The organism is Pseudomonas sp. MONT-RG-20F-20-E-7-02 (genome assembly GCF_022662395.1).
Taxonomy (GTDB): Bacteria; Pseudomonadota; Gammaproteobacteria; order Pseudomonadales; family Pseudomonadaceae; genus Aquipseudomonas.
This window is the reverse complement of sequence record NZ_JAKNQN010000001.1, coordinates 185644-199587: the sequence shown is the minus strand read 5'-3', so window position 1 is coordinate 199587 and position 13944 is coordinate 185644. Positions and strand designations below refer to the sequence as shown.

10 protein-coding genes are annotated in these 13944 nt (G+C 61.1%); 6 read left to right on the top strand and 4 right to left on the bottom strand.

The annotated features are described in order from the left end of the window. Position 1: 1 nt before the first annotated feature. Positions 2-661, bottom strand: a complete 660-nt coding sequence (locus L8I05_RS00925) for a GntR family transcriptional regulator (protein WP_159958904.1) — start codon at positions 659-661, stop codon at positions 2-4. 280 nt (positions 662-941) lie between these two features. Between L8I05_RS00925 and xdhA the strand changes: the two genes are divergently transcribed. The 4 genes from xdhA (at position 942) to guaD (ending at position 7047) form a co-directional block, all read left to right on the top strand. Next, positions 942-2390, top strand: a complete 1449-nt coding sequence (xdhA, locus tag L8I05_RS00920) for a xanthine dehydrogenase small subunit (RefSeq protein WP_242166885.1) — start codon at positions 942-944, stop codon at positions 2388-2390. Continuing rightward, complete coding sequence (xdhB, locus tag L8I05_RS00915) at positions 2383-4770, top strand: xanthine dehydrogenase molybdopterin binding subunit (RefSeq protein ID WP_242166884.1); 2388 nt, start codon at positions 2383-2385, stop codon at positions 4768-4770. The genes xdhA and xdhB overlap by 8 nt, the downstream gene beginning before the upstream one ends. 120 nt (positions 4771-4890) lie before the next feature. After that, positions 4891-5730: a xanthine dehydrogenase accessory protein XdhC gene (gene xdhC / locus L8I05_RS00910; RefSeq protein WP_159958910.1), complete on the top strand. Its 840-nt coding sequence runs from the start codon at positions 4891-4893 to the stop codon at positions 5728-5730. A gap of 12 nt (positions 5731-5742) precedes the next feature. Further along, a complete protein-coding gene (guaD, locus tag L8I05_RS00905; protein ID WP_242166883.1) occupies positions 5743-7047 on the top strand; it encodes a guanine deaminase in 1305 nt (434 codons plus the stop codon). A 156-nt stretch (positions 7048-7203) separates the two neighbouring features. Here the strand turns inward: guaD and L8I05_RS00900 are convergent, their stop codons facing one another. Next, positions 7204-7968 carry a GntR family transcriptional regulator gene (locus L8I05_RS00900; RefSeq protein ID WP_003175499.1) on the bottom strand — a complete coding sequence of 255 codons (765 nt, stop codon included), beginning with the start codon at positions 7966-7968 and terminating at the stop codon, positions 7204-7206. Positions 7969-8193: 225 nt separating this feature from the next. On the opposite strand from L8I05_RS00900, the gene L8I05_RS00895 reads away from it, so the two are divergent. Next, entirely contained in the window at positions 8194-9384 is a 1191-nt protein-coding gene (locus tag L8I05_RS00895; protein ID WP_242166882.1) for a benzoate/H(+) symporter BenE family transporter, read from the top strand. Positions 9385-9421: 37 nt separating this feature from the next. Here L8I05_RS00895 and L8I05_RS00890 read toward each other — a convergent pair whose 3' ends face one another. After that, positions 9422-9766, bottom strand: coding sequence for a YggL family protein (locus L8I05_RS00890; protein ID WP_010208515.1), 345 nt, complete (start codon positions 9764-9766; stop codon positions 9422-9424). Between the two features lie 236 nt (positions 9767-10002). On the opposite strand from L8I05_RS00890, the gene dacB reads away from it, so the two are divergent. Next, positions 10003-11463 (top strand): D-alanyl-D-alanine carboxypeptidase/D-alanyl-D-alanine-endopeptidase, encoded by a 1461-nt coding sequence (gene dacB / locus L8I05_RS00885; protein WP_242166880.1) that lies wholly within the window; start codon positions 10003-10005, stop codon positions 11461-11463. Positions 11464-11521: 58 nt separating this feature from the next. On the opposite strand, the gene L8I05_RS00880 is transcribed toward dacB, so the two are convergent. After that, positions 11522-13939, bottom strand: a complete 2418-nt coding sequence (locus L8I05_RS00880) for a diguanylate cyclase (RefSeq protein WP_242166879.1) — start codon at positions 13937-13939, stop codon at positions 11522-11524. Between the last annotated feature and the right edge of the window lie 5 nt (positions 13940-13944).

Genomic DNA, 13944 nt, shown 5'->3' with positions numbered 1-13944 from the left:
CTTAGGCGTCCGCCAACGCAGCGATGACCAGCGAGCAACTGCGCTGGCCGTAAGCCGAGAGCACCTGGCGAATCTGCGCCAGGTCACGCGCCAGCACGGCGGCGAGCAGTTGCTCGAACAGCGCCAGGTACTCGCTCATGGACGCCTTGCGTTGATCCAGCGCCAGGTAATAGGCGCGGTTCATCGCCGGTTGCAGGTTCTCGACGGTTTCCTGCAAATACGGGTTGTTGGCGAACGGGTACGCGGCGCGCATCACGTTGAAGCTTTCTTCGACGAAGGCGCGGATGTCCTGGCGCTCGAAACTGTTGACCAAACGCTGCTGGATCTGCAGGAACGGCGCCATATCAGCCTGCACCTGCCAGCCTTCCGCCACGGCATTACCGAGCAGGATGTACAACTCGCCCATCAGCGTGCACAGGCTCTGCACCTTGTGCGCGGTGAGTTCGGTCACGTGGGCGCCACGGCGCGGCAGGATCGCGATCAGGTGGCGGCGTTCGAGGATCAATAAGGCTTCACGCACGGAACCACGGCTGACATTGAGCGCCAGCGTGACCTTCTGTTCCTGGATCCGCTCCCCAGGCTTGAGATCGCCGCGAATGATACGTTCGGCGAGGTGGTGAGCGATTTGCTCGGCGAGACTGTCCGGCGCCTTGAACGTCATGTTTTCCCTTCAAAATCTTCTATCGGTACAAGCGCGGCAGTGTAGCGCATTGGCTGGCTGATGGCGCTACGCCCACAAGCGCGAATTTGGCATGAAATAAGCAGCGATGAAAAGCCAGAAGCCCCGAAAAACACCGGTCTCAGAAGACTGGACCATAATTGAAAGTGTTGTAATCGCAATTTCTTGACCTTCTGGTCAGAAAATCGTTGACCGAAAAGTCAGACATGACTAGATTCGGCGCAAAGCGGTTAACAACAATAATGAGTCTGCGAGGCCTTCCGTGATCCAGTTTTTACTTAACCAGGAACTCCGTAGTGAGCACGCCCTGGACCCCAACCTGACCGTGCTCAACTATTTGCGTGAGCACCTGGGCAAATCCGGCACCAAGGAAGGCTGCGCCAGCGGCGACTGCGGTGCGTGCACCGTGGTCGTCGGCGAGTTGCACACCAACGATCAAGGCGCGCAGCAGATTCGTTATCGCAGCCTCAACTCGTGCCTGACCTTTGTGTCGTCACTGCACGGCAAGCAACTGATCAGCGTCGAAGACCTCAAGCATCAAGGCCAGCTGCACAGCGTGCAAAAAGCCATGGTCGAGTGCCACGGCTCGCAATGCGGCTTTTGCACACCGGGTTTTGTCATGTCGTTGTTCGCCCTGCAAAAGAACAGCGACGCCCCCGACAGCCAAAAGGCCCATGAAGCCCTGGCCGGCAACCTGTGCCGTTGCACCGGCTACCGCCCGATCCTCGCCGCTGCCGAACAGGCTTGCTGCAACAAACCCGTGGACCAGTTCGACAGCCGCCAGGCCGAGACCATCGCCCGCCTCAACGCCATCGCGCCAACGCAAACCGGCGAACTCAACAGCGGCGACAAACGCTGCCTGGTGCCGCTGACCGTCGCCGACCTCGCCGACCTTTACGACGCTTACCCGCAAGCCCGGCTGCTGGCCGGCGGCACCGACCTGGCGCTGGAAGTCACGCAGTTCCATCGCACGCTGCCGGTGATGATCTACGTCGGCAACATTGAAGAAATGAAACGCATCGACGACTTCGACGACCGCCTGGAAATCGGCGCCGCCACTGCCCTGTCCGACTGCTACGGCGCGCTGCACCACGAGTACCCGGACTTCGGCGATTTGCTGCACCGCTTCGCCTCGCTGCAAATCCGCAACCAGGGCACCTTGGGCGGCAACATCGGCAACGCCTCGCCGATTGGTGATTCACCGCCACTATTGATCGCCCTCGGCGCGCAGATCGTGCTGTGCAAAGGCAACACCCGCCGCACCCTGGCGCTGGAAGATTACTTCATCGACTACCGCGTCACCGCGCGCCAGGACAGCGAGTTCATCGAGAAAATCATCGTGCCCAAGGGCCACACGCTGTTCCGCGCCTACAAGGTGTCCAAGCGCCTGGACGATGACATTTCCGCGGTGTGCGCCGCCTTCAACCTGAAGATCGAAAACGGCGTCATCAGCGACGCCCGCGTCGCCTTCGGGGGCATGGCCGCCACGCCCAAACGCGCAAAAAGCTGCGAAGCCGTGCTGGTCGGCGCCACCTGGAATGCCGCCACCGTGGAAAAAGCCTGCGCCGCCCTGGCCGAGGATTTCACCCCGCTGTCGGACTTCCGCGCCAGCAAGGAATACCGCCTGCTCAGCGCACAGAACCTGCTGCGCAAATACTTCATCGAACTGCAAACGCCGCACATCGAGACTCGGGTGACCGCTTATGTCTAACCATCACGCCGTCGTTAAAACCCAGGCTGAGCTCGCCGAGCTGTTCGCCCAGGACCTGACTTCCGGAGTCGGGCGCAGCGTCAAGCATGACAGCGCCGCCAAGCACGTCAGCGGCGAGGCGCAGTACATCGATGACCGCCTGGAATTCCCCAACCAGCTGCACCTGTATGCGCGCATGTCCGACCGCGCCCACGCCAAAATCCTGAGCATTGACACCGCGCCCTGTTACGCCTTTGACGGCGTGCGCATTGTCATCACCCACGAAGATGTGCCGGGCCTGAAAGACATCGGCCCGCTGATGCCGGGCGACCCGCTGCTGGCCATCGATACCGTGCAGTTCGTCGGCCAGGTGGTGCTGGCCGTGGCCGCGCGCGACCTGGAAACCGCGCGCAAGGCCGCCATGGCGGCGGTGATCGAATACGAAGACCTCGAACCGGTGCTGGACGTGGTCGAGGCGTTTCGTAAAAAACACTTCGTGCTCGACAGCCACACCCACCAACGCGGTGATTCGGCGGGCGCGCTGGCCACGGCGAAAAACCGTATCCAGGGCACGCTGCACATCGGCGGCCAGGAACACTTCTACCTGGAAACCCAGATTTCCTCGGTAATGCCCACCGAAGACGGCGGCATGATCGTCTACTGCTCCACGCAAAACCCCACCGAGGTGCAGAAGCTGGTGGCCGAAGTGCTCGACGTGTCGATGAACAAAATCGTGGTCGACATGCGCCGCATGGGCGGTGGTTTTGGCGGCAAGGAAACCCAAGCCGCCAGCCCGGCGTGCCTGTGTGCGGTGGTGGCGCGCCTGACCGGCCAGCCGACCAAGATGCGCCTGCCGCGCGTCGAAGACATGCTGATGACCGGCAAGCGCCACCCCTTCTATATCGAATACGACGTGGGCTTCGACGACAGCGGTCGCCTGCACGGGATCAACCTGGAGCTGGCGGGTAACTGCGGCTGCTCGCCAGACCTGTCCAATTCGATTGTCGACCGCGCCATGTTCCACGCCGACAACTCGTATTACCTCGGCGACGCCACGGTCAACGGCTATCGCTGCAAGACCAACACCGCGTCCAACACCGCCTATCGCGGCTTTGGCGGCCCGCAAGGCATGGTCGCCATCGAAGAAGTGATGGACGCCATCGCCCGCCATCTGGCCCTCGACCCGCTGGCCGTGCGCAAGGCCAATTACTACGGCAAGACCGAGCGCAACGTCACCCACTACTACCAGACCGTCGAGCACAACATGCTCGAAGAGATGACCGCTGAACTTGAGGCCAGCAGCCAATACGCCGAGCGCCGCGAAGCGATTCGCCTGTACAACGCCCACAGCCCGATCCTGAAAAAAGGCCTGGCGCTGACACCGGTGAAGTTCGGCATCTCGTTCACGGCGAGCTTTCTTAACCAGGCCGGTGCACTGATCCACATCTACACCGACGGCAGCATCCACCTGAACCACGGCGGCACCGAGATGGGCCAAGGCTTGAACACCAAGGTCGCGCAGGTGGTGGCTGAAGTGTTCCAGGTCGAAATCGACCGCGTGCAAATCACCGCCACCAACACCGACAAGGTGCCCAACACCTCACCGACCGCCGCGTCCAGCGGTGCCGACCTGAATGGCAAAGCCGCGCAGAACGCTGCCGAAACCATCAAGCAACGCCTGGTGGAATTTGCCGCGCGCAAGTACGACGTGAGCGAAGCGGATGTGGAATTCCACAACGGTCACGTGCGCGTGCGTGACCAGATCCTGACCTTCGAAGCGTTGATCCAACAGGCGTATTTCGCCCAGGTCTCGCTGTCGAGCACCGGCTTCTACAAGACCCCGAAAATCTTTTACGACCGCAGCCAGGCACGCGGTCGGCCGTTCTATTACTTCGCGTTCGGCGCGGCCTGCTGCGAAGTGATCGTCGACACCTTGACCGGTGAATACAAGATGCTGCGCACCGACATCCTTCACGATGTGGGCGCTTCGCTGAACCCGGCCATCGACATTGGCCAGGTAGAAGGCGGTTTCATCCAGGGCATGGGCTGGCTGACCATGGAAGAGCTGGTGTGGAACAACAAAGGCAAGCTGATGACCAACGGCCCGGCCAGCTACAAGATCCCGGCCGTGGCCGACATGCCGCTGGATTTGCGCGTGAAGCTGGTGGAAAACCGCAAGAACCCGGAAGACACGGTGTTCCATTCCAAGGCCGTGGGTGAGCCGCCGTTCATGCTCGGGATTGCCTCGTGGTGCGCGATCAAGGATGCGGTGGCGAGTTTGGGTGACTATCGCCATCAGCCCAAGATTGATGCGCCGGCGACGCCGGAGCGGGTGTTGTGGGGCTGCGAGCAGATGCGGCAGTTGACCGCTGCAAAAGCCGTCGAAACTGAGTTGGCTTGATCGTTCCCACGCTCTGCGTGGGAATGCCGGCATGGACGCTCTGCGTCCGCTCTTGTGACGCAGAGCGTCACGGTATGCATTCCCACGCGGAGCGTGGGAACGATCTGACTGGAGGTGACTATGAACAACTGGATCAGCGCCCTCGCCGACCTGCAAAATCAGGGTGAACCCTGCGTGCTGGTGACCATCATCGAAGAGCTCGGCTCCACGCCGCGCAATGCCGGTTCGAAGATGGTCATCAGCGCCGCACAGACCTTCGACACCATCGGTGGCGGGCACCTGGAATACAAGGCGATGCAGATCGCCCGCGACATGCTCGTGCGCGGCCAGCAGAACACCCATCTGGAACGCTTCAGCCTCGGCGCCAGCCTGGGCCAATGCTGCGGCGGCGTGACTGTGCTGCTGTTCGAACCGATGGGCCAGGTGCAGGCGCAGATTGCCGTGTTCGGCGCCGGCCACGTCGGCCGTGCACTGGTGCCGTTGCTGGCCAGCCTGCCGTGCCGGGTGCGCTGGATCGACTCGCGTGACCAGGAGTTTCCGCAACAGATCCCACAAGGCGTGCGTAAAATCGTCAGCGAAGAGCCTGTCGACGAAATAGCCGACCTGCCGGTGGGCAGTTACTGCATCGTCATGACCCATAATCATGCACTCGACCTGGAACTCACCGCCGCGCTGCTCAAGCGCAATGACTTTGCCTACTTCGGCCTGATCGGCTCGAAAACCAAACGGGTCAAGTTCGAACACCGCCTGCGTGATCGCGGCTTCGACACCGCGCAATTGCAACGCATGCGCTGCCCCATGGGCCTCACCGAGGTGAAGGGCAAACTACCGGTGGAAATCGCCATCTCCATCGCCGGCGAAATCATCGCCACCTATAACGCGAATTTCGGCCAGCACACCGCCAGCGCCGAACCCATTGCCAAACTGCTGCCGGCCTCGCGTCGCAGCCAAGCACTCTAAATTGAGATAATCATGCCTTTGACTCGCAAAGCCTACCGTGCCGCCATCCTGCACAGCATCGCCGACCCTGCTGAAGTGGGGATCGAAGCCTCCTATGAGTATTTCGAAGACGGACTGCTGGTGATCGATAACGGCCAGATCAGCGCCTTGGGCCATGCCAGCGATTTGCTGCCGACACTGCCTGCCGATATTGACGTCACCCATTATCAGGATGCGCTGATCACACCGGGCCTGATCGACACCCACATCCACCTGCCGCAAACCGGCATGGTCGGCGCCTATGGCGAGCAGTTGCTGGATTGGCTCAACACCTACACCTTCCCGTGTGAAAGCCAGTTCGCCGACAAGGCCCATGCCGAAGAAGTCGCGGACATCTTCATCAAGGAACTGCTGCGCAACGGCACCACCACCGCGCTGGTGTTCGGCAGTGTGCACCCGCAGTCCGTCAATGCGTTTTTTGAAGCGGCCGAAAAGCTCGACCTGCGCATGATCGCCGGCAAGGTGATGATGGACCGCAACGCGCCGGACTACCTGACCGACACCGCCGAAACCGGCTACCAGGAAAGCAAGGCGTTGATCGAGCGCTGGCACGGCAAAGGCCGTTTGCACTATGCGGTGACGCCACGTTTTGCGCCGACCAGCACACCGGAACAATTGGCCTTGGCCGGGCAACTGCTGGGTGAATACCCGGACCTGTACATGCAGACTCACATCAGTGAGAACAAGCAGGAAGTCGAGTGGGTGAAGGAGCTGTTCCCAGAGCGCAAAGGCTACCTGGACGTGTACGACCACTACAAATTGCTCGGTGAGCGCTCGGTGTTTGCCCACGGCGTACACCTGTGTGATGACGAGTGCGCGCGACTGGCGGAAACGGGTTCGGCGGTGGCGTTCTGCCCGACCTCGAACTTCTTCCTCGGCAGTGGCTTGTTCAATTTGCCGATGGCCGAGAAGCACAAATTGAATGTCGGTTTGGGCACAGACGTGGGCGGCGGCACCAGCTTCTCGCTGCTGCAAACCCTGAACGAAGCCTACAAGGTCATGCAGTTGCAAGGCGCGCGGTTGAGCCCGTTCAAGTCGCTGTACCTGGCCACCTTGGGCGGTGCGCGGGCGCTGCGTCTGGAAGACAAGATCGGCACCCTGCAGCCCGGTACTGACGCGGACTTTTTGGTACTGGATTACAACGCCACGCCGCTGCTGAGCTATCGCTTGAAGCAGGCGAATAACATTGCCGAGACGTTGTTTGTGTTGATGACGCTGGGGGATGACCGATCGGTGTTGCAGACGTATGCGGCTGGGCAACTCGTGCACCAACGCTGATCTAAAGCACACCGAGAAACAAATGTGGGAGCGGGATTGTGTGGGAGCCGGGCTTGCCCGCGATGCAGGCACCGCGGTGTATCAGGTACACCGCGGTGATGCCATCGCAGGCAAGCCAGCTCCCACACAAGCCAGCTCCCACATTTTTGATCGGGGTTACAGTTTTACTGAGGAACGCCCAGGCTTCTTGGTCTGCAACAAATGCGAAAACACCGCATGCAAATCATCCGACGCGCTTTCCTCATCGAGGTTGAGCTTGCTGTCGATGTGATCCATGTGGTGCATCATCAAATTCACCGCCAGCGCCGCGTCGCGTGCTTCGATCGCGTCGATCAGCTGCGTGTGTTCATCGTAGGAACAGTGCGAGCGGTTGCCGCTTTCGTACTGGGCGATGATCAACGAGGTCTGCGACACCAGGCTGCGCTGGAAACTGATCAGCGGCGCGTTCTTCGCCGCCTCGGCCAGCTTGAGGTGGAATTCGCCGGAGAGGCGAATACCGGCACCGCGATCGCCGCGTGAGAAGCTGTCGCGCTCGTCGTTGACCATCTGGCGCAGCTCGGCCAACTGTTCGGCCGTGGCGTGCTGCACGGCCAATTCAGTGATCGCCCGCTCGACCAGACGCCGGGCCAGGAATACCTGACGCGCTTCTTCTACACTTGGGCTCGCCACCACCGCGCCGCGATTGGGCCGCAGCAGTACCACGCCTTCATGGGCCAGGCGCGAGAGCGCGCGGCGAATGATGGTGCGGCTGACGCCGAAGATTTCGCCCAGTGCCTCTTCACTCAATTTGGTTCCGGGTGCCAGGCGTTGTTCGAGGATCGCCTCGAAGATATGCGCGTAGACGATATCGTCCTGGGTTCCGCTGCGACCGGCCTTACCGGCTCGCGGTTGTTTCTTGAGAGGTTGCAACTGTTCGTTCATGGGCACTCGGGTTTGGAGAACGGCGGCGAATTAACGGTAATACGGCAAGCGCGTGTTGCTGGCAAGTATCACCTAAAAACACGGCACATTGTACACAACCCAATGCGCCAACACACTGTACGGCTGTTTGCGGTTGCGGCTGTATTGCAATGAGTGGTTACGTTTGAGTTTAGGCTTGAATCCGTGCCTTCACCGGCAAAACCCAGGTAAAAGGAACACCTCCCCATGACCGACGCCACCCAAGCGCCTTTGCGCCCGTTGGCCGACACTTCTGCGTCGGCCGTCGTCGCCGGCTTCATCGCCATGATGACCGGCTACACCAGCTCCCTGGTCCTGATGTTCCAGGCCGGCCAGGCCGCCGGCTTGACCACCGCGCAGATTTCTTCGTGGATCTGGGCGATCTCCATCGGCATGGCGGTGTGCAGCATTGGCCTGTCGTTGCGTTATCGCACGCCAATCACCATTGCCTGGTCCACACCCGGCGCGGCGCTGTTGATTACCAGCCTGGGCGGCGTGAGTTACGGCGAGGCCATCGGCGCCTACATCACCTGCGCGGTGCTGGTGACGCTGTGCGGGTTGACCGGCAGTTTTGAAAAACTGGTCAAGCGCATCCCGTCGTCGTTGGCGGCGGCCTTGCTGGCGGGGATTCTGTTCAAGATCGGCAGCGAGATTTTCGTCGCCGCGCAGCATCGCACCGGCCTCGTGCTGGGGATGTTTTTCACCTACTTGATCATCAAGCGCCTGTCGCCACGCTATGCGGTGCTGGCTGCGCTGGTGCTCGGCACACTGCTGTCGGGTTTTATGGGCTTGCTGGATTTCAGTGCTTTTCACCTCGAAGTGGCGACACCGGTGTGGACCACGCCGCACTTCTCGCTGGCGGCGACTATCAGTATCGGCATCCCGCTGTTCGTGGTGGCGATGACCTCGCAGAACATGCCCGGCGTCGCCGTGCTGCGGGCCGACGGCTACAACGTGCCCGCCTCGCCCTTGATCACCGCCACCGGCCTGGCTTCATTGGTACTGGCGCCGTTCGGCTCCCACGGCATCAACCTGGCGGCAATCAGCGCAGCCATCTGCACCGGGCCGCATGCCCATGAAGACCGCAACAAGCGCTACACCGCAGCGGTGTGGTGCGGGGTGTTCTACGGCATTGCCGGGGTGTTTGGCGCAACATTGGCGGCGTTGTTCGCAGCGCTGCCAAAGGAGCTGGTGCTGTCGATTGCGGCGTTGGCGCTGTTTGGCTCGATCATCAATGGCTTGAGCATCGCCATGAATGAGCCGAAGGAACGGGAAGCGGCGCTGATCACCTTTATGGTCACCGCGTCAGGCTTGACGTTGTTTTCCATCGGTTCGGCGTTCTGGGGGATTGTGGCGGGGGTGTTGACGCTGCTGATTCTGAACGGGCGCAAGGCATAAAAAAACGGCGACCCTCAGGTTGCCGTTTTTTTCAGTATCACTTAGCCGCGTTGATCGGCTTTTCCGGATACCACACGTCCAGCAACGGGCTGACTTCAGCCTTGGTCAGCTCGGAACGGGTTTTCAGCCAGGCTTCGACAGCAGCGCGCTGCTCTTCGGAGACCGAGCCACGCTTCTGCAGGCAAACCAGACCGTAGTCATCGCCGCCGACATAGCCCAGGCCGTTGGCTTCCATGGCTTCTTTGATGAATGCTTCGAGGAAAGCGTCGATAGCTTCTTCACTCAGGCCTTCTTTGAAGTCCAGGTTCAGTTCGAAACCCAGCTCTTGAAATTCATCAACGCACAGTTTTTTGCGCAGACGCTGGGAACGGTTAGTCGCCATTGGAACAATCCTCATAAGTAATAACGGGCGGCACTTTAGCAGTTTAAGGCGGCAATTGCCCGACTCTCTGGGACAAGCGGCTATCTGTCTGCAAAAAAACGCGCAATACCAGCTATCGTTCAGCTACAACTGGATCCACCTTGGGGCATAATGCCGACACTTTCGTGACCAATGAGGGATTTTCTTCCATACCCCTCGCCTTTTTCACCCTCCTCAGCAGTAGGGTTTTATTCTTTATGATCAAATCTTTCCGTTCAGTGTTAATTGCCGGTTTTTTTCTACCACTGGCCTTTTCCGTCTCTGCCGCTCCCGTCAACAACACCTTGCCGCCTAACGTGCAGCAGGCCCTCCAGAAAGCCAAGATCCCCAACACCTCGCTGTCTCTGGTGATGCTGCCCCTCACCGGCCTTGGCACGCCGACGGTGTTCAACGCCGACGTTTCGGTGAACCCGGCCTCGACCATGAAGCTGGTCACCACCTACGCGGCCCTGGAAATGCTCGGCCCCAACCACCAGTGGAAAACCGAGTTCTACACCGACGGCACCCTCAGCGGTGGCGTGTTGCACGGCAACCTGTACCTCAAGGGCGGCGGCGACCCCAAGCTGAACATGGAAAAACTCTGGCTGCTGATGCGCGACCTGCGCGCCAATGGCGTGCAGCAAGTCACCGGCGACCTGGTGCTTGACCGCAGCTTCTTCAACCAGCCGCAATTGCCTGAGTTCAATGACGACGGCAACGACGAGAACAAGCCGTTCCTGGTCAAGCCCGACGCCCTGCTGGTCAACCTCAAGGCGCTGCGCTTCGTCACCCGCAATGACTCGGGCCGCGTGATCGTGTCGGTCGAGCCGCCGATTGCGAGCATTCGCATCGACAACCAGGTCAAAGTCTCCAACGCCAAGCAGTGCACCGGCGACGTGCGCTACAGCCCGGTCACAGCCGCCGATGGCAGCGTTACCGTAACCGTCAGCGGTCAGTTGGGCGATGGCTGCAGCTCGCAGACTTACCTGTCGCTGCTCGACCACGCCACCTACACCGCCGGCGCCGTGCGCGCGATCTGGCAGGAATTGGGCGGCACCATCCAGGGCCGCGATATCCAGGCGCCTGTGCCCAAGGACGCCAAAGTCCTCGCCCGCGCCTTTTCGCCGGACCTGGCGGAAATCATCCGCGACATCAACAAATACAGTAACAACACCATGGCCCAGCAGTTGTTCCTGAGCCTGGGCGCACAGTTTCGCAACGATGCCGACGGCGACGATGCCAAGGCGGCACAACGCGTAGTGCGCCAGTGGCTGGCAAAGAAAGGCATCACCGCGCCGCACCTGGTGATGGAAAACGGCTCCGGCCTGTCGCGCGCCGAACGTGTCAGCGCTCGCGAGATGGCAGCCATGCTGCAAGCCGCCTGGAAAGGCCCGTACGCAGCTGAATACATCAGCTCGCTGCCGATTGCCGGCACCGACGGCACCATGCGTAAACGCCTGAAAACCACGGCCATGCGCGGCGAAGCCCACGTCAAGACCGGCACCCTGAACACCGTGCGCGCCATCGCCGGCTTCAGCCGCGACAACAACGGCAATACCTGGGTGGTGGTGGCGATCCTCAACGACTCGAAACCGTGGGGCGCGTCGTCGGTGCTGGATCAGGTGCTGCTGGACCTGTATCGCCAGCCGAAGCTGACGGCGGCGGCACCGGTACTTTAAAAACCACACAGATCCAAGGTGGGAGCTGGCTTGCCTGCGATGCAGGCACCGAGGTGTATCAGTCACACTGCGGTGATGCGATCGCAGGCAAGCCAGCTCCCACATTTTCGGCTTCCACCCGATCCCTGCCCGCCTGCTTGGCCACATACACCGCCGAATCTGCGCGCAGCAGCAAACCATCGATGCCTTCATCGATGCGCCAGCTCGCCACACCAAAACTGGCGGTCACGATGCCCACCGCGTCCATCGGCGCACTGCGCAGCGACTGCCACAATTCCATCGCCAGGCTGTACGCCTGATCGCGATCGGTATGCGGGCACAACACCACGAACTCTTCACCGCCCAGGCGACAGAACACATCGGTACGCCGCAGGCGCTGGCTGATGCGCGTGCACACCTCCTGCAACACGCCATCGCCGACCGCGTGCCCGTACTGGTCGTTGATGCGCTTGAAGTGGTCGATGTCGAGCATGATCAACGACAGCGCCCCCGAGGTACGGTTAAGCCTGAGCATCTCGGCCTTGAGGCGATCGTGGAAATAGCGGCGGTTATGAATACCCGTCAGCGAGTCGGTAATCGACAGCGCGCGCAGTTCTTCCTCCACGCGCTTGAGATCGGAGATATCCGACACGTAACCGTGCCACAGCGTGCCGCCTCCCGGTAATTCTTCTGGCGTAGCTTCGCCGCGAATCCAGCGCAGGCCGCGTTGCGGCAGCAGCACGCGGTACTCTTCGCGCCAGTGGCTCAATTGCAGCGCCGACAAGCGAATCGACAGGCGTACCCGCTCGACATCCTGCGGATGAATACGCTCGAAGACCTGGCCCGCGTCCTGCTGCAGCACGCCGGGCTCGATTTCATAGATATCGCGCATGCCATCGCTGGCGTAGATGAAACGTCCGTTGTCCTGGTGTTCCAGGACGAATTGGAAGATCCCGCCGGGTACATGGGCACTGAGTTTTTTCAGCAACCGGTCCCGCGCCGCGAGCGCCTCGTAGGCGCGTTTCTGTTCGGTGACATCCAGGTAAATCGCCAAGTGCCCGACCCATAAACCATGGTCATCCAGCAGCACGGTACCGAGCATGTTCACGGTCAACGGGCTGCCATTCTCACGCAACAGCGTCCACTCCCGGGCCTCGTGCAGGTTGTCCGGGCTCTCCACCAGCATCGCCTGGCTCGGCGGGATGCGCTTGCCCATGGCCACACTCAAGGCGGCCGAACGCGCTTCGAGTTCGGCGGCCAGGTGCAGGCTTTCCAGGGTCATGCGCCCCAGCACGTGCTCGGACTTATAACCCAGCATCTGCTCGGCACCGGCATTAAACGTATTGATCACACCGCGCAGGTCGGTGGCGATGATCGCCACTTGAGTCGCCGCGTTCAGCACGCTGCGCAATTGCCCGTGCGCCCCGCGCAACTCCTGCTCACGCAGGCGCAATTGCACGGTGCGCTGCTCCACCAGTTTGAGTGCGCGCTGGCGTTGGCTGACCAGCACGTACAGCAAAGCGCTGAGCAATAGGCTGAGCAGCCCGCCCATGGTCAGAATCGTACTCATCGAGGAATGGTTGGCCTGGTCGAAGACCTGGCTCGCGCGCAATGTCAGGGCATACACATGGTCGCCGAGGGTCAGACGCCGCGCGGCGCTTAGGTCACTGACGCCGACGGCATTGCTGGAGGCATACAGCACGCGCTGCTGGGCATCGGAGGTGTCGACGATTTGCATCACCAGGTTGTCGCGGTTCGGCTTGGGCAGACCATCGGCCACTAACTGACGCATGCTGATCACCGCCATCACAAAACCGCTGGGTTCAGCGTTGGGCAGCTTGCTCACGGGCGCCACCAACAAAACCCCGGCGGCATAGGCCGGCTCCACACCCACCAGTTGCATCGGCTGGGACACCGCCGGCTTACCGCTTTGTTGCGCACGCTCAAGAGCCGAGCGCCGCAGCGGCTGGGCCAGCAGATCAAAACCCAGGGGTGAGCCCAGCAGGCTTTGGGTCTGGCTGTACAGCACCGGCACGTATTCATCGCGCTGGGGGGCCGGCGCCAGCTCACCCGAGGAATTCAGTTCGCGGATGCTAAAGGCTGCGCCGAGTTGAAGCGAGATCTCGTGTTCAAACGCGCTGCGTTGATCGCGGAATATGCGCGGCGCCCACGCATACGCACGGGCGCGCAGCAGCAAGGGTTGGGCAAAGCCGTCAAACTCGGCACGGGACACGTCACTGGAATTGACGAAAAAACGCTGAAGGCTGGCCAGGCGTTGCTCCTGGTCTTCAAAGCGTTCCTGCAGGCGCGTGTAGCGCTCGTTGACCAGCAACTGGAAGCGCTGGCGAACCTGTTGCTGATAAAGATCGGCGGCGGCCCAGGCAACGATCACCGTCAGCGCGCAACCTGCCAGTAACACCACCAACGCCACCAGCCAAGCCGACGCCTGCTCACTGATAAAGCCTAGGATCTTGGGGCGGACGGCATGCATCGGCATAGGCA